Source organism: Microbulbifer sp. ABH2_005, from assembly GCF_056160005.1.
Map to the genome: position 1 here is coordinate 2152204 of NZ_JBSWWI010000001.1, position 16772 is coordinate 2168975.

Genomic DNA, 16772 nt, shown 5'->3' on the forward strand with positions numbered 1-16772 from the left:
GAGAACATCCATGCACTTTGCCCTTCAGTCTTTAAATATCTGACTATTCTGCCTATCGAGGCTCCAGTGAACGGCGTAACTTTACGAACGCTGCAAACCCGGAAACAAAAACCCTTGATCACTATCAAACCTATAGTCGGGGTGGTCCCAGGCGATCATCTTGCCCGGATTGAGTAGCCCCTTGGGGTCCGTCTGCCTTTTGAATGCAAGTAGCACCGGGTCGATTTGCTTCATACCCCCTTCTTCCAGGGTGTAGCGGTGCGGATTAAAAATCGTACACCCGAGCGCCTCATGCCGCTTGATAATTTCATCTAGCCGGGCTTTATCCGTGAAGCGAACAATGGGCAGACCAATGGGGACTAGGCGTCCGTTGTAGCGGATAAACTCCAGATGGCCCTGCAACTCCTCAGCAAATATGCCCTGCAACTTGCTGACTGTCTCAAGCGGGTTCACATCAGGATAACGGACCTGAAGATAAGTAATTGACGGATCAACACTTAAGCCTCGCAAGGTTGTGTGGTTCCAGGCGAGTTCATAAGCCGGCGGTAAATGCGCGATATCTTCGGCGGTTGCCCTATCGGAGCGGTACAAAATCTCAGCACCTGGCGATCGGCTCAGGAGTCCATCCAATGCCCCCATGGCAAACGCTGCCACCATGACAACAACAACAGACTGCTCCTTGCGGATAAATTTTTTGTGTCGCAAAAAATAGTCATAGGGCAACGGCGCCTCAAGCGCAGTGATATTTTTTGTCAAAAGGCCATCCATGTTGGCCAGTTCTTCGGAAAAACGGATCGTGTTTATAAAATCATCAAACCCGACGAGCACATCGCCCCAGTCATAAGCTTCCGTCAGCGGTACTTCGATCTCGGTGATGATGCCTGTCGTACCGTAAGCGTGTAGAACCTTTTGTACATCACTGCCTGTCAGCTCCAGAACTTTCGGCTCCGCCTCCATGGTTACCATTCGTAAACGGATGACGTTGCCCAGATCCCTGAGCCCACCCCAATTCACTGAACCAACTCCCGCAGCTCCACCCGCGAGAAATCCTCCAATCGTCGCGATACGGTATGTGGAGGGATGTATGCGCAGCGCATGACCGGTCCGGGATATCGTCTGCGCATCGATATCCGCCATAACGGCTCCAGGCTCGGCAACAACAACGCCTGAATTAATGTCCTTAACAGCATCCATTTCTGACAAGTCCAGGACAACGCCACCGGAAAGTGGCATGGCTTGACCATAATTGCCGGTCCCTGCCCCTCGAGCTGTCACCGGAATGTCCGCGTCATAGCACGCCTTTAGAACGCGGATGACCTCGTCAACATTCTTCGGGCTGACCAGCAGATCACCGGTCACACCATCAAGTTGCTCTTTAAGGACTGGGGAGAACCAGAAGAAATCCCGGCTCTTTTTTCTAACTATCCGTGGATCGTCCTCGACCTTGATACCGTGGAGATTCGCTTTCAAAGCGGAGATATCAGTCATGGGCGTTGCTCTCCCATGTGCATTTGCATGTGATGATCCAGTTCGCGGTAATCTGGCAAGTCCTGGTCGATGCTGAGCCCCGCGCGCAGCACATGCCGCGGACCGCTTGGGCGTGATAGGAGCTCATTCCAATTGCGCGCACGAAAGAGAACCAAGTCCGCCGACTCACCGGCCCCGATCCGACCGGCAGAAATCCCCATGATATCCGCCGGCGTGGTCGTTATTGACCGAACCCAGTCTCCAACCGGATGGTCCAGGTGCAGAATGCGAGTCGCCTGAGCGTAGACTTCGATCAGATCGAGGTCCCCATAGGCGCAAAAGGGGTCCCGTGTATTATCTGAAGCAACAACAACATCTATTCCACGGGAACGCATTTCATGCAATAGCGTGACGCCCCGGCGGCGTGGAGTCCGGCCCAATACCCTATCCTGAAGATATAGATTACTCACCGGCAGAGTCACGACCGCGATCCTCGCCTTAGCCACCAGATCCAGTGTACGGTCTACCTCTTCATCAGGCTGTACCGATAAAGTACAGCAGTGCCCGCACACAATTTTCCCCTGAAAGCCTAGGCGCAAAGCTGTTTCCGCAATGTGGCGCAAGGTCATCCCGGATGGGTCGAGCGTCTCATCGACATGAAAGTCGAGATCCAACCCATACTCCATAGCCACGCGGAACATCGCTTCAAGATGCCGATCCAGATCCGGCACCATGTAGGTCGCTGCTCCCAAGATACCCCCAGCAGCCTTTACTCTAGCCGCAATGCGTTCCAAAAACTGATCGTCTGCAGCAAGGCGATGGATGCCGAACAAACACACGCCCTGAAGTTCGACTCGGCCCACCCATTCGGCGCGAATTTCACAAAAGACCGGCCAGGTGATCTCATCTTGCGGTGGCGAACTATCCAGGTGCGTCCGAATGACGGCCGTGCCATGGGCATAGGCGCAACGCAACCCAAATTCCATACGCACGCGAACATCCTCTGCTGACCAATTTTTGCTCCGGTCCCTGCCAACCGCCTGCACCGCCCCCGTGAAAGAGCCATCGGGATTGGGTGCACGGGGCCAGATATGCCCTTTATCCAGATGGGTATGCAGATCGACAAGTGCCGGTAAAACCAAGCCGTTATCCAGATCTAATCCGCTTGACGCCTCGGGCAGACTTGCCGTCGGAGTAACCTGCATCAGCGTTCCGTTACGAAATATCAAATCGCAAGAAACAAGACCCGATGGCTCAGAATTGCCAGGGTCACGCAAAACACAGGCAGGGACCGTTGCATTTCTAATGATGCCAGTGCCTTTGAAACCCGAGCCCCAACTTGCCCGCATTTACACCTCCCGTTCCTCGGCTGTGCCCACAGCGAACCCGACTGCACGATCAAACACTGGCCGCCTGCGATCTGCAATCCGTCTAGGACATAGGATTAAGTCCAAGCACAGGGCATGATCTCGGCAGCACAAACTGAGGCAGGTCATTCCAAGATCGCCCACAGCACGGGCGGACGAAGCAAAGCGTAGGCCGTCCCGCGGAGGCCTGGAGGGCCGTAGCAACGTGCCTATGATTTTTAAGTTATGGCCGCTCTGATTCACTTTATAACTGCCAAAATAACCAAAACTACAAAGGTCAAAACCACCAAGAGTATGGCAAGCATAGTAATTTGTATTGGAGAAATAGCCGTGAATATGATGGCGCAAAGCCAGGCTATGCCAATAACTAAAACTGATAGTCCGAATGCCTTTTTATTCATGTGAAATTACCCTATCCACTTTTTTCACGTAGTTGAACGATAACTCCCAAAAACAAATAAACTTAACTATAAAAATAGCGGACATTCAGATAACAATTAGATTATCACCTCAGACTTAAATTTGACTGTTTATATTATTAATGTAAGGGATATTTAATCTCCTTAGCCATCACCCACATCTTATAGTCTGCCGGCATTTCGGAGAGGTAATTGAGAGTGTTATAGATCAAGCTCTTCTCCATTTGGTCTATTCCCAAAGATTTACTCCAACCCTCAGCTGCCAATCGATAACTCATCACAATTAGAAGAAATTTTTGCTCATTCGATAGCCCACTGCCATGCCCGTTAATTAAGAGGTGCATGGAGACAAGGTCATAATCCAGGTCAAACTTGGACTCATTGACCTGGATATTAATTTGAGCAGAACGCCCGGACACCGATGATCCACGAGCAACTACCTGCATCTCATCCAAGAAAAAGGATACATGAGCAATATCATTGTCTGAGCTATTCACATATCGCCCCCTCAACGCCAGCTCCCGAATCTGCCTTTTGCTAATTTCACCTCGGAGCCATAAGTTGGTCATTTTTGTAAGAGGACCGTAGGATTCTGTGGCGGGGGTGTTTTCTTCTGCCGCAAGAGGCAATGAAATGAGAAGTGCGACAAGACAACTACAGATCCTTGTTACAGCCATTGCTTCTACCACTTAAAATCAAGAATTGACCACACAAGCGACACAAGGCGTTATCGCTATTAATGAGTATATTCAAGGATTGGTATAGGAACATTGTTCTGGGGGGCAGCGGCACTCATTTACTGCTTTGTCGGCAGGAGGTTTAAACTCGGTATTAATCTGAGCTATTTCAGCAAGTCTTTTGTCTCTATGCCTTTGCAAAGACTCTTTCCATGATGTGGTCAGCTCACCGGATAGAAAATATCCCACAAAGATATCAACTTCCTGATCCAAGTTAAAACTACCCTTCCCCATCCCTATTCGGGAAGAAACTTTGGATAAACTGAGGGTCAATAAAATTTCTTGGGCATCACTCTCAAATTGGTTAAGCAGTCCAGCTGCCCACTCAACTTCTACTAAGTGTAAGAGTAAACCTATATCATCGATATAGTTTTTATAGATAGCAGCATAGTCTTCACCGCCCTGTAAGAGTCTAGCTATATAAGTAGATTCCTCTTTATGAAGATAATCCAGTCGCGCCTGAATTCTCATTTCATAAATATCATTGGCAAGAACATAACGGCCCAGTTTTTCGACTTCGGCCACACTCATACCGAGTTGATAAAGCTCTGTTTGGTTTTTCGCCAACCTGCGCCAAGAGGAAAAAGGTCCAAGCAGGTTGTATGACGTCATCCAATCAAGGTGCCCTCTTAAATCAACTTCATACCAAGTTGCCTCCTCCTTCTCAAGGCCGTATTTGCTGAGAAACGATAAGTCTTCATCATTTTTAATTGCCTCCCTCACAGCCCTCTTTCTTTTCCAGGCAGCCAAATTTCGCTCCCTGCTTAGCACCCAGTCACTATCAACCTTTCTGTTCGGATCATAGGTTTCAGCAAACAATGCTTCCAAGGATGCCCTTGAGGATTCGGCATAAATAGAAGCGGCAAACAACATCAGCAGGAGCAAACAGATTTTGGCAGGTAATGACATAGTGCTCCCCTTGGGGTTTTGCGTGAGGCTTTATTAGCCATAAGTGATTCCATTAACTATCGCCAATATCCTTCCACCAAAGCGTTAAACCGTGCCGGAATTATCAGTGATCGAGTATTGAGAGACATGACCTCCTACATTTAGAAGACCTGATAGCACTAGCTGGTCATGGCTTTCAGGTAAACTTTGTCGGGTAGCCAATCTCTGGTGTATGATTTATCAGTAATGAAGCACTACTCTTCCACATTTCGCGCCAAACTGATTGCTATGGCGGCCCTGCTCCTGCTGATGTTCCAGGTGCAAACCGTGCTTGCCTGCGAAATGGTGGAAAGCCCTGAGCCAGCAGAGGAGTGCTGTTGTGACCACATGGTTACCAGCTCAGAGCCCGATGAGGTAGATTGCTGTGAATACGATGCCCAGGTTTCCCTCAAGACCTCCCTGGATGATCACGAAGTCGCCTTAACCGCTGCCTTCCTTGGCCTGGAACTTCCTCAGCTGGCACCACCACCCACTTACCAGTGGCCGCAAATACTGGCCCCACCAGCGCCCAACGCGGTTACACCCTTTCCCCTAGCCTCTACCTTCCCCGGCAATCGAACCTGGTTGGCCACTCTGCGCCTGCGTATTTGATCACTCCCTCTCTCTGATTTACGAAATTTCCCGCAGCACCATATATCCGTCGTGCGTCTTTCGACTTTTTTCATTGCTGCTGTTGGGCTTCAGAAAGATTGTTCTAGGAGTGAACCCTTTGATTTCCCTACAAGCCGTTGCTGCCCGTAGCAGCAAAGAAATGGACAGTGCCTTTGATAGCCAACTTGGCACCCCACACAGCACCGTGCTCGGTACCCAAAACCTCATCCCCTCTATCTCTGGAGGTGCGAAATGAGCCGCGCGAAAACGCTGAGCCTGGTTGCTTTCGTTTTTTTACTGGCGGCGGGCGCTGCTTTCTATTGGAAGAAAACAGCTGGCTTGGCTGCCACCGACCATGTTGAGTTTATTCCTGCCGGCCCCTTCCAGATCGCCGTAACCGTAGATCCACAGCAGCCCCGCGCTGGTAAGAACCAGATTCGCATCGAAGTTAGGAACAGAGAAAACCAGCCGGTCAACGGTGCCGAAGTCCGCGCAGTAGCGGAAATGCCCGCGATGGGCGCCATGCCGGCCATGCGCGCCCAGGCAGATATTAACGAGACCAGTCCCGGGGTTTTCCAGGGTGAGATCGAACTCGCCATGGTGGGTTCATGGCCCATGGTGGTAGATGTAGCTACCGGCCACGATCGCCATGTGGACCTGGCCTTTGATATGAGCACCAACCGCAAAGGGCTGCGCTTGAAATCAGCACCCGAATCCTCGGATACCGCTTACTACACCTGTGCCATGCACCCATCAGTACGAGCTGCAAAGCCCGGCACCTGCCCTATCTGCGGTATGGACTTGCAGCCGGTCAGCCACGATGAACTGCAAAGCGGCAGTATTGTGGTTGAAAGCGGTCGCCGCCAGGCCATTGGTATAAAAACTGGCACAGTTGAAAGACAGCCATTCGCCCTGCCCATTCACCTGCACGGCCAGGTGACTTACGACGAAACCCGCTTGCGGGATATCAGCCTGCGCTTTGATGGCTGGATCGGTGAACTGGATGCCGACTTTGAGGGCAAGGAAGTCAAACGCGGAGAAGTGTTATTTTCCGTTTACAGCCCGGAGCTTCTGGCCATTCAGGACGAATACCTGAAAGCCCGCCGCCGCGGCGATTCCCTGGAAAAAGCCGCGCGCCGGCGCCTACTGCTCTGGGGACTTTCAGAAGAGCAGATCGATTGGCTGGTTGAGCAGCAGAAAGCACAAGACTATGTGCCGATTTTCGCTCCGGCCAGTGGCGTGATTATTGAGAAGAATATTGTCGCCGGTTCGGCCTTTCAGAAGGGAGACAACCTGCTGCGTATTGCCGATCTCAGCCAGGTCTGGATAGAGGCCCACGCCTATGAGGACCAGCTGCCACTGCTAGAAAAAGGTATGCCGGCCAAGGTGCGTTTAACCAACGTCTACCACGAGGAAATCCCGGCCACCCTCACCCAGATCGACCCATTCCTCAATCACAGTAACCGCAGCGCGCGGCTGCGCGTAACCCTGCCCAATACCGATGGCGAGCTTCGCCCTGGGCTGTTTGCGGACATTATGTTGAGTGCCGAACTGGGTAATCTTTTGGTGGTTCCCAGGGATTCTGTGCTGATCTCCGGCAAGAAGCGCATCGTGTTCCGCGATTTGGGCCAGGGCCGCCTGGAGCCCGTGCAGGTACGCACCGGGTACGGGGATAGCGAGCGCATTGTGATTCGCTCCGGATTGCAGGAAGGCGACAAAATCGTCACCTCAGGTGTGTTCCTAATCGCGGCAGAGAGCCGCCTGAAGTCGGGGGTACAGCAGTGGTAAATACCGAACCCAAGGGGCTGATCGCCCGTATAATTGGGGCCTGTGCTGGCAAGCCGGGGATCACGCTGATCCTGGTGGCGATTGCCGTCCTGGCGGGATACCGGGCCCTTATCAGTGTTCCCCTGGATGCTATCCCGGATCTCTCCGATGCCCAGGTGATCGTCATGACAGACTGGCCCGGCCGCAGTCCAGACCTGGTGGAAGACCAAATCACCTATCCGCTTTCCACCGCCATGCTGGGGTTGCCCAAAGTCAAATATGTCCGCGGCCAGAGCTTTTTTGGGCTCAGTTTTGTCTACGCCATTTTTGAAGACGGTACAGATATTTATTGGGCCCGCTCGCGGGTGCTCGAATATCTCAACCAGGTGTCAGACCAACTCCCCGAGGATGTTCAGCCCACTCTGGGGCCAGACGCCACCGGAGTCGGCTGGGTATTTCAGTATGCGTTGGTGGATCGCAGCGGCAAGCAAGATCTGCAAGAACTGCGCGCACTACAGGATTTTAAATTGCGCTATTGGCTCACCTCTGTGGAGGGTGTGGCCGAAGTCGCGTCTATCGGTGGTTATGAGAAGGAATATCAAGTCCAGATCGACCCCCATCGATTACAGATGTTTAATGTTCCACTGGGCAAAGTGGTCGAAGCCATTCGCCGCAGTAACAACGACACCGGCGGGCGGGTACTGGAGATCGCCGGCCACGAGCATATGGTCCGTGGCCGCGGTTATATCCGCAGTGTTTCTGATCTGGAAGAGGTAGTCATTGGGGTAAACGCGGCAAAAATTCCCGTAACCCTGGATCAGGTTGCCGATATTACCTTAGGGCCAGCCATGCAGCGCGGCATTGCCGAGCTGGATGGTGAGGGGCAAACCGTCGGCGGTATTGTGGTAATGCGCTACGGTGAAAACGCCCTAAAGGTGATTGAAAGGGTTAAAGAGCGCATCGAGCAGGTTCGCGCTGGTTTGCCGGAAGGCGTCGAGCTGGTGGTGACTTATGATCGCTCAAAGCTGATTAACAGCGCGATCGACAATCTTAAAAACACCCTGATTGAAGAGATGTTAGTGGTCGCCGCTGTGATCGCCATTTTCCTGCTGCACGCACGCTCTGCTTTAGTCGCGGTGATCACCCTGCCCATTGCCGTGTTGTTGGCCTTTATTCCACTTTCCCTACAAGGGTTGACCGCCAATATTATGTCGTTGGGGGGGATTGCCGTAGCCATTGGGGCCATGGTGGATGCCGCCGTGGTGATGGTGGATAACATCCATAAAAAGCTGGCAGCCTCTGGCGATAAGGCATTGTCTACTGCTGAGCGAAGAAGGTTGGTTGTTCGGGCAATGCAGGAAGTGGGGCCGAGTATCTTCTTCTCCCTGATTATTATTACGGTTTCCTTCCTGCCGGTGTTTGCGCTGGAAGCCACCGAGGGCCGTTTGTTCAAACCCCTCGCCTATACCAAAACCTACAGCATGGCCTTTGCCGCACTACTGGCGATCACCCTGATCCCAGCTCTCGCCGTATTGTTGATGCGAGGCAAGATCCGCACCAAGGAAAACCCGGTCACCCGCGCCCTGGTTTTTACACTGCAACCGGTGATCCACTTCTGTGTGCGCCAGCGCAAAATGGTGGCGGCCCTCGCGGTAATCGCCCTGGTTTCCGTGACCTACCCCATTAGTAAGTTGAGCGGTGAATTTATGCCGCCACTCAATGAGGGCAGCATCCTCTATATGCCCACTGCCCTACCCGGTATGTCTGTGACCGAAGCTGGCAAAGTACTGCAGCAAATGGATGAAGAGCTAAAAACCTTCCCCGAGGTTGAGCACGTGTTCGGTAAAATTGGTCGCTCAAACAGTGCGACTGACTCGGCACCACTCTCCATGGTAGAGACCGTGATTACCCTGAAGCCCAAGGATGCATGGCGGCCCGGCATGACCTGGGATGACCTGCTAGCGGAGATGGATGAGAAACTTCAGTATCCCGGTATGCCGAATATCTGGTGGATGCCCATCCAAACCCGTACCGAAATGCTCGCCACCGGTATTCGCAGCCAGCTGGGTATTAAGGTGTTTGGCGATAACCTGGAAGAAATCGAACAAACCGCATTGGCTATTGAGGAAGCCCTGCGCAGCGATCAGCGCACCGCCGATGAAACCCGCAGTGTCTTTGCCGAGCGCCTCACCGGTGGCTACTTTTTGGACTTTGATATCGATCGCGCACGAGCCTCCCGCCACGGTTTAAATGTGCAGGATATCGAAGATGTGATTGCCGCGGCTGCCGGTGGCTTGGCTGCAACCCAGACCGTCGAGGGGCGCGAACGTTACGATGTGCTGGTGCGCTATGCCCGCGACTACCGGGATACCCCGGAACAACTGGAGCAAATCCTGGTTCCCGCTTCCGATGGTTCCCAGGTGCCTCTCAACCAACTGGCTGATATGGACTTCCGCACTGGCCCGCCCATGATTCGCAATGAAGACGGGCAGTTAGTGGGATTAGTATTTGTCGACCTGAAAGGCGATGTAGGTGTTGCCGACTATGTGAGCCGTGCAAAACAGGTGGTCGCCGACCAAGTCAATTTGGTGCCCGGTCAGCGCATCGCCTGGGCTGGCCAGTATCAATATCTGGAGCGGGCCAAGTCCCACCTGCAATGGCTGGTGCCCTTGACCTTACTAGCAGTTTGTTTCTTGCTTTACCTGCACCGCGGCAGGCTGTCTGACACCCTGTTTGTACTTACCGCTATGCCGATGGCACTGGTCGGGGCCTTCTGGTTGCTGTATCTGCTTGACTACAAACTCAGCGTCGCCGTATGGGTGGGCATGATCGCTATGGCCGGCCTTGCCGCAGAGATGGGTCTTTTAATGCTGCACTATTTATCGGCTGCTGGAGATAATAAGTCGCAGCAAGGCAATACCGCCGAAGTCGCACAAGCGGCAGCGGGCCGCATACGGCCAATGATGATGACCAGCCTTACCTTATTGGTTTCATTGATCCCAGTCATGGTTTCCGACGGCACCGGTGCAGATGTCATGAAACGCATTGCCGCACCTATGGTCGGCGGCACCATCACCACATTGTTGTTTGTATTACTGGTGATGCCTGGTGTGTTTTATCAGTGGAAGGCCAGAAAAGAGAAGGAAAACTAAAAAAGCGAGGGCATTGGATCAACTTGGTCCCGTGCCCCATCTTCTTTCTATCGATCATATTGGACGCAGGCTCGGATTGGTGATGACCAAGACGATAACAGCTCACTAGGGAGAGACCACTAGTACATAGGTTTCAACGGCATTAACTGTTAAAGTGCCCTGCAAAATTTGTATTGGCCAGACTGTAAAAATGCAGTTGCGTAATACGCGTATTTGATATTTAACGACTCCAGGATTCACCTTGACTGCCCCCTTTTCCGACCTCCCCCTAAAACCCGCCCTGTTAAAAAACCTGGCGTCACTCAACTACACATCGATGACCGAGGTTCAGGCCAAGACACTCCCAGTCATACTCGACGGCAAAGATATCATCGCACAGGCAAAAACCGGCTCCGGCAAAACGGCGGCCTTTGGTTTGGGAGTACTGCATAGGCTCAATGTTGATCGGTTTCGGATTCAGTCGCTGATTCTGTGTCCCACACGGGAACTGGCCGACCAGGTTGCGCAGGAACTACGCCGACTGGCCAGGGCGATTCACAATATTAAGATTCTAACCCTGTGTGGCGGCATGCCGTTTGGCCCGCAGATTGGCTCCCTGGCGCATGGGGCGCACATTATTGTTGGCACGCCAGGGCGTATTGAAGAGCACCTGCGCAAGGGAACCCTGTCCCTAGAGCATGTCGACACACTCGTCTTTGACGAAGCTGACCGGATGCTCGACATGGGCTTTCAGGACGTTATTGATACCATTCTGGCGCAGCTGCCAGCTCGGCGACAATCCCTACTGTTCAGCGCCACTTACCCGGATCAAATCGAGCGGCTCAGTGCGCGAGTGATGCAAAAGCCAGTGATGGTGCGTATTGAATCCTCACACAGTGAAGAGGTGATCGAACAACGTTTTTACAAAACTGAGAGCTTCGACGATCGTCTGGAAATGACCCGCCGTATTCTACTCAGTGACAGACCAGTCAATACCCTGATTTTCTGTAATACCAAGCGTGAAACCGATGACGTCGCCAATGACCTGAAGCAAGCTGGGTTCAACGTGCTCGCCTTGCATGGGGACATGGAACAGCGCCAGCGCAACGAAACGCTGATTCGCTTCGCCAATGGCAGCGCCTCGATTCTGGTGGCCACCGACGTGGCGGCACGAGGCCTGGATATCGACAAGCTGGATGCGGTGATCAACTTTCATATCGCCAAAGATCCGGAAGTACACACCCATCGTATCGGACGGACCGGTCGTGCCGGTGAACGCGGTTGCGCCTACTCCCTATTTTCGGAGAAGGAAGGTCATAAACTACTGCGAATGGATCTGACCCAGGACCCACTGTCCGATCCCGATACACCACCGCCTGCCAGTATCTTAAGCGAACCTCCGTTTCAGGCCCCCATGGCCACCCTGCAGATTGATGGTGGAAAAAAACAGAAAGTCCGCCCGGGCGATATCCTGGGCGCACTGACCGGTGGTGATCGTCCGATCAATGGCAAAGATGTTGGCAAGATCAATGTTTTGGATTTGACGGCTTATGTTGCGGTAAAAAGAAACGTGGCAACACAAGCACTGAAAAAAATAGAGAACGGAAAACTGAAAGGTCGTAAATTCCGGGTACGGCGTATCCGCGGATAAGTGGTGTAATCTCCATTCGACACAACTGAACGTTGCTATCGAAGAATAGTTTGCACTCTGCCAATCTCAGAAAAAGATTGGTAGTTCGGTAAAAAATCCTCTGCGGGGCGCTTAGCTTAACTTTTGCGCCCCGCCGTCCCGAGTAAACAGACTAGAAGATCCCGAGCAGTACCTTTTTATCAATCGTCAATTATACTCGCTACACTGCAAAGTCTATTGAGCTTATCCCTTTACGTCTTATCCCTTTACGTCTTATCCCTTTACGTCTTATCCCAGACAGTGTCTATTATATAGAGATGACGGGCAACACTCTCTACTGAGTCAGTTCAATGATGAAAAATTTTATCCGCTCTGTAATGCTTCTTGCATCTCTCGCATCGTTTTCAGTGTTTGCTGACAATTATGGTACTGCTGAAGAAGCCAAGGCCCTGCTGGAAAAGGTAGTCACCTCGCTAAAGACGGATGAGTCAGCGACCATCGATAAAATTAATAAAGGCGAGGGAGGGTTCAAAGATCGAGATCTCTACCCATTCTGTGTCAAGGCTGATGGCAGCCTTACAGCACACCCTGTATTCCATCCGAATCTTGATGAAAGAAACCTAAAAGCGGAAAGGGATATAATGGGAAAAGCTTTTGGAGAGGAGATGATTAAGAATGCGAAAGAGGGGCAAATCAGTAAGGTAACCTATATGTGGCCACGCCCTGGTGAAACAAAGCCCGTACAAAAAACGGCATTTATTACTAAAGTTGACGATCATGTATGCGGTGTGGGTTATTACAAAAAGTAATACTTCAAACCGGACCTGACTATTACCGGGTACTTTATTACTGATCACCTTATAAGGTGATCTACTGGGCTTTAGTTAAATTCATCAGGCGAACACTTATTTCAGCTGGATAGCAAAGGCTAATAAACTGAGCAACAATGCTCTAATACTCAGCAGTAATTTCACTATGGATTGCTAGAGAGCGCGCCCATAAATCCATTGTGCCAGAAGCCTTTTGGTATATCAGCTTAGTGGGTGGAGCGATGATGGTGATCTATGGTATTCACCGAGCCGATCCGGTTATTATTGGGCAGTTTACTGGCATCTTTATTTCTTGCCGGAATTTATATTTAATTAAGCGTACCAAACAGCAATAAACCCAGTTCATCATAGCGGCTATTTAGAACCACTCTACCAAATATCAACACATAAAATCCGATTCCCGTAAGCGTTCTTCCAAATAACTTAAAAACACATCAATTTTCTTGGAGTTTTTACGTTTTACTTTATAAAGAGCCCCCACCATATTTTCTTCTCTTTTGATTTCTGGAAAAAGCTCAATCAGTTCTCCACTTTGTATGGCTTGCCGGCAGAAGTAGGATGGCAATATAGCGATGCCATTACCGTTTATTGCTGCGGCACGATTATGAGAAGTTTTGTTAGAAACGAGATTTCCTTTAAAGTGGTAGTACTTACCATCAAAAAGCCATCCATCTTTCAATCCATTGAGCCTGGCCAGTAAAATATTTTGCTGACTCAGTGCCTCAATAGACGCCGGATAACCATTCTTATCAAGATACTCTGGTGATGCCACAAAAACTGGGGAAATATTGAACAGTGGTAAGCCATAAAACTGGCTATCCGGCATTGTCGCCCATACACGTACGGCGATATCAATATCATCTTCAATCATATCCAGAAGATGTGGGGTAAATATCAACTCAAGACTGTAATCAGGATAAGCCTTTTGAAAGTCATTACAAATCTGGCTAAATACATTCTCCCCCAGTGTCTCAGGGAAGGTAATTCGCAATTTACCGCGATCGAGAGTCCCAAGCTCAGCAACCCGGTCCTCCAGTTCAGTAAAGGCATTGAGTATCTGTTGCCCCTGCTGATAAACAAGTCTCCCAGCATCTGTTATCGACACAGCCCTGGTAGTTCGGGTCAAGAGTACCTGGCCCAGCACCTGCTCCAGCTGTGCCAGTGTCTTGCTCACAGTTGGCGTCGATAAGCCCAAATGGCTGCCGGCTTTACTCAAGGAGCCATGATCCACTACCGCACAAAAGACACTGATCAAGTGGTACTTATCATATTCCCGCCGCACCGACTATTTCCTTAAAGCTAATTATGACTTTCCGCTGGTGATCTTTATTGAGATCAGCCAAATAGTAAACTTTAACCCCATACTAATCCACTCTGGAGATTAACCAATGAATCACTTAACTTGCCACTGCGGAGCTATTCATTACAAACTTTTCAACAGTTCAGCCTTACCACGGACAAATAAACCTGTCGATTTTGTTGAGGCTTCCAACCCGGTCCATATTGAAGACCCATCAAGACAGCTAAAGACTTATACCTTTAAATACGGCCCTATAAAAAAGCACGCTTTCTGTAATCAATGTGGGGCAACCATTTATCAGATCGACAATCAAGGACAGTTACAACACGCAGTGCACCCTAGTCAGGCTTATCGGGCAGATTACAGAGGCATATTGAACTTTGGATTTTAATAGCTATGCCAATTTCCATAACCCGTTTTTTAGTGAAGATATAGTTACTTAATCCGCAACAATAACTCTCAATAAACAGTCTCGGGCTATACTGGATTGATATACCTCTCCGCTTACTTATTGCTATGTGAGTGGGGCAAGTTTTTATGGAAGTCGTCATATGGTTCAGGTAAGTCTACCAATAGCAAAAATGATCAGTGTAATACGGAAGAACCCAAGCAGATAAGAGACTTGGGCTAAGCAGGTTGACAATAATGGAGCCTACTATCGTCTTTATTCATGGCACTAACGCCGGCCCCTGGACAATGGAGAACTTCCATCGGTACTTTGAAGAAAAAGGTTTCCGCTGTTATAGCCCATGCTATCGCTACCACGAGAATCTTGAAACTCAACAATCGCAAAAGCGCCTAAAGGGAATCAGCATCGCCGACTATGTTGAGGACATTGCATCATTCGTTAACGCTTTATGCGTCAAACCTATCTTAATTGGCCATTCTCTGGGAGGTGTCATCGCACAAAAAATAGCCTCCATGGGCTTGACGGAGGCAATAGTGCTGCTGAACGGGAGCGTCAACTGGGGGATACTGCCTACAACGAAGCAAGAACGCGAACTCGGCAAAATGTTTATGGCAGCCGGTAATTTTTGGGAAGACGTACTTTTACCAGACTTTGAGACAATGGCAAAATTTGGGCTCAACAAGCTCAATAAAGAAGATCAACACCAAGTATTCAATCGTTTAGGCCCTGAATCTGGACGAGTACTTTTCGAACTTTTCTTTTGGATCTTTGACGACAACAGGACCACAAAGATTGATTACAAAAAGATCGACTGCCCTGTCTTGATGGTTTCCGGCACCGACGATTTGGCAATACCGCCCTCTACGGCTCGTCTTATCGCCAAATGCCAAAGTACACCAACCACATTCTATATAGCCGAAGGTTATGGACATTATTTAATGATGGAGCCTGAGTGGACCCGGATTGCGGCATTTTGTAGCAATTGGATCCTGAAAAATCACCACTAATAACAAGCTTTGAACCCTGTATTTTACCGATTCCCCCGGACTAATGCTCATCAAAAGGCCGCTCACCGAGTGCTCCAATAATATGGTTGATAAAACTGGTGATTCGTGATGAGAGCGCAGTATTACGGTAGTACACGGCATGAATAGGTTGTTTTATTTCTAAGGTATGTTCCGGGAATAACGGCACCAATCGTCTAGCCTGTCGATCTCTCTGAGTCATAAAGTCTGACAAGCAGACAATACCCGCTCCTGAAAGTGCTAAGTGACGTAACGTCTCGCCACTGGATGAAGTGATCGCGGGCTTAATTTGTAATAAATCCCCGCTTCGCTCGTGTAGCGGCCACTGATTAAGGTGTTCAGGTTTTGTGAAACCAAGCAAAGTATGCTCGGCAAGCTGCTCCACATTCCTCGGAGTACCATGGCGCTTTAGGTAAGCGGGACTCGCTAATATTCGTATTCTACTCGTGCCGATTAAGCGGGCATGTAGGGTAGAGTCCGCAAGAGAGCCAACTCGAAATGCCACATCCGTGCGTTTTTCTATCAGGTCGGTGATTCCCTCATTACTCTGCAGCTCAAGCTCTACCTGTGGGTATCGGGCTCGATAGGTATCAATCAGTGGGGTAATGACATGCAGCATAACTGGGGTTGCAGCATCTATACGCAAAAGGCCCGAGGGATACTTTTTGCGTGCCGCCATCTGCTCCTCAGCCTCCTCTACAGAGGTGAGTATATCGCGTGCATACTTCAGAAATGCCTGCCCCTCTTCTGTCAGCTCTAAACGCCTGGTTGTACGTCTTAGTAATGTGGTCTGGAGCTTCTGCTCCAAGCGCCCTAGGGCGCGGCTGACCCCCGATACCGTCTGCTCTAGACGTTCGGCTGCCGAAGTGATTGAGGCTGTATCCACTACAGTGGTAAAGACCTGCAACTCTTGAAGGGTGATCTGCATAGTTGACTCCAAGTCAATAGTCTTATGCTTATAAGCGGCTTTTTCATCAAAAGCAACTGGCGCAGACTCTCTCCGTCGGCGCAACTTCACTGATTTCAGTGACACTTCTGGCACTGCGAAGCGCTGTTGACCAGGCGTACTCAGAAAATCAGTAGAAAGCGGAAGACTCCAGCGTAACAAGGAGCCTCTGAGTAATACCGTTTACTATGGCTCCCGAAGCCAA

Annotated in this window: 14 protein-coding genes; 7 read left to right on the forward strand and 7 right to left on the reverse strand. The window is 50.4% G+C overall.

What is annotated here, in order from left to right:
• Positions 1 to 81: 81 nt before the first annotated feature.
• The 5 genes from ACXAFI_RS09330 to ACXAFI_RS09350 all read right to left on the reverse strand — a co-directional run bounded on the left by ACXAFI_RS09330 (position 82) and on the right by ACXAFI_RS09350 (position 4899).
• Positions 82 to 1488 (reverse strand): FAD-binding oxidoreductase, encoded by a 1407-nt coding sequence (locus ACXAFI_RS09330; protein ID WP_475108593.1) that lies wholly within the window; start codon positions 1486 to 1488, stop codon positions 82 to 84.
• Positions 1485 to 2816 (reverse strand): cytosine deaminase, encoded by a 1332-nt coding sequence (locus ACXAFI_RS09335; protein WP_475108594.1) that lies wholly within the window; start codon positions 2814 to 2816, stop codon positions 1485 to 1487. The genes ACXAFI_RS09330 and ACXAFI_RS09335 overlap by 4 nt, the downstream gene beginning before the upstream one ends.
• A gap of 257 nt (positions 2817 to 3073) precedes the next feature.
• Positions 3074 to 3235: a hypothetical protein gene (locus tag ACXAFI_RS09340; protein WP_444922067.1), complete on the reverse strand. Its 162-nt coding sequence runs from the start codon at positions 3233 to 3235 to the stop codon at positions 3074 to 3076.
• A 137-nt stretch (positions 3236 to 3372) separates the two neighbouring features.
• Positions 3373 to 3750, reverse strand: coding sequence for a hypothetical protein (locus ACXAFI_RS09345; RefSeq protein WP_475108595.1), 378 nt, complete (start codon positions 3748 to 3750; stop codon positions 3373 to 3375).
• Between the two features lie 252 nt (positions 3751 to 4002).
• Positions 4003 to 4899, reverse strand: coding sequence for a hypothetical protein (locus tag ACXAFI_RS09350; protein WP_475108596.1), 897 nt, complete (start codon positions 4897 to 4899; stop codon positions 4003 to 4005).
• 225 nt (positions 4900 to 5124) lie between these two features.
• Here ACXAFI_RS09350 and ACXAFI_RS09355 point away from each other — a divergent pair, with 225 nt between their 5' ends.
• From ACXAFI_RS09355 to ACXAFI_RS09380, 6 genes are all read left to right on the forward strand, one after another.
• Positions 5125 to 5529 carry a hypothetical protein gene (locus tag ACXAFI_RS09355; RefSeq protein WP_475108597.1) on the forward strand — a complete coding sequence of 135 codons (405 nt, stop codon included), beginning with the start codon at positions 5125 to 5127 and terminating at the stop codon, positions 5527 to 5529.
• A 252-nt stretch (positions 5530 to 5781) separates the two neighbouring features.
• A complete protein-coding gene (locus ACXAFI_RS09360) occupies positions 5782 to 7317 on the forward strand; it encodes an efflux RND transporter periplasmic adaptor subunit (protein ID WP_475108598.1) in 1536 nt (511 codons plus the stop codon).
• A complete protein-coding gene (locus tag ACXAFI_RS09365) occupies positions 7311 to 10448 on the forward strand; it encodes an efflux RND transporter permease subunit (protein WP_475108599.1) in 3138 nt (1045 codons plus the stop codon). The genes ACXAFI_RS09360 and ACXAFI_RS09365 overlap by 7 nt, the downstream gene beginning before the upstream one ends.
• Positions 10449 to 10689: 241 nt before the next feature.
• A complete protein-coding gene (gene dbpA / locus ACXAFI_RS09370) occupies positions 10690 to 12078 on the forward strand; it encodes an ATP-dependent RNA helicase DbpA (RefSeq protein WP_475108600.1) in 1389 nt (462 codons plus the stop codon).
• A 329-nt stretch (positions 12079 to 12407) separates the two neighbouring features.
• Positions 12408 to 12866 carry a cache domain-containing protein gene (locus ACXAFI_RS09375; protein WP_475108601.1) on the forward strand — a complete coding sequence of 153 codons (459 nt, stop codon included), beginning with the start codon at positions 12408 to 12410 and terminating at the stop codon, positions 12864 to 12866.
• A 170-nt stretch (positions 12867 to 13036) separates the two neighbouring features.
• Entirely contained in the window at positions 13037 to 13222 is a 186-nt protein-coding gene (locus ACXAFI_RS09380; protein ID WP_475109807.1) for a lipid-A-disaccharide synthase N-terminal domain-containing protein, read from the forward strand.
• A 44-nt stretch (positions 13223 to 13266) separates the two neighbouring features.
• Here ACXAFI_RS09380 and ACXAFI_RS09385 read toward each other — a convergent pair whose 3' ends face one another.
• Positions 13267 to 14169 (reverse strand): LysR family transcriptional regulator, encoded by a 903-nt coding sequence (locus tag ACXAFI_RS09385; protein ID WP_475108602.1) that lies wholly within the window; start codon positions 14167 to 14169, stop codon positions 13267 to 13269.
• 663 nt (positions 14170 to 14832) lie between these two features.
• Here ACXAFI_RS09385 and ACXAFI_RS09390 point away from each other — a divergent pair.
• Positions 14833 to 15603, forward strand: a complete 771-nt coding sequence (locus ACXAFI_RS09390) for an alpha/beta hydrolase (RefSeq protein ID WP_475108603.1) — start codon at positions 14833 to 14835, stop codon at positions 15601 to 15603.
• Positions 15604 to 15643: 40 nt separating this feature from the next.
• Here the strand turns inward: ACXAFI_RS09390 and ACXAFI_RS09395 are convergent, their stop codons facing one another.
• The gene (locus ACXAFI_RS09395) at positions 15644 to 16549 is read right to left on the reverse strand and encodes a LysR substrate-binding domain-containing protein (RefSeq protein WP_475108604.1); all 906 of its coding nucleotides are present in this window, start codon (positions 16547 to 16549) and stop codon (positions 15644 to 15646) included.
• Between the last annotated feature and the right edge of the window lie 223 nt (positions 16550 to 16772).

Bases quoted from the DNA above. Each gene is read 5' to 3' on its own strand.
- ACXAFI_RS09340 (WP_444922067.1), bottom strand. From the start codon at position 3,235: ATGAATAAAAAGGCATTCGGACTATCAGTTTTAGTTATTGGCATAGCC.
- ACXAFI_RS09335 (WP_475108594.1), bottom strand. From the start codon at position 2,816: ATGCGGGCAAGTTGGGGCTCGGGTTTCAAAGGCACTGGCATCATTAGA.
- ACXAFI_RS09350 (WP_475108596.1), bottom strand. From the start codon at position 4,899: ATGTCATTACCTGCCAAAATCTGTTTGCTCCTGCTGATGTTGTTTGCC.
- ACXAFI_RS09375 (WP_475108601.1), top strand. From the start codon at position 12,408: ATGATGAAAAATTTTATCCGCTCTGTAATGCTTCTTGCATCTCTCGCA.
- ACXAFI_RS09390 (WP_475108603.1), top strand. From the start codon at position 14,833: ATGGAGCCTACTATCGTCTTTATTCATGGCACTAACGCCGGCCCCTGG.
- ACXAFI_RS09330 (WP_475108593.1), bottom strand. From the start codon at position 1,488: ATGACTGATATCTCCGCTTTGAAAGCGAATCTCCACGGTATCAAGGTC.
- ACXAFI_RS09355 (WP_475108597.1), top strand. From the start codon at position 5,125: ATGAAGCACTACTCTTCCACATTTCGCGCCAAACTGATTGCTATGGCG.
- ACXAFI_RS09395 (WP_475108604.1), bottom strand. From the start codon at position 16,549: ATGCAGATCACCCTTCAAGAGTTGCAGGTCTTTACCACTGTAGTGGAT.
- ACXAFI_RS09360 (WP_475108598.1), top strand. From the start codon at position 5,782: ATGAGCCGCGCGAAAACGCTGAGCCTGGTTGCTTTCGTTTTTTTACTG.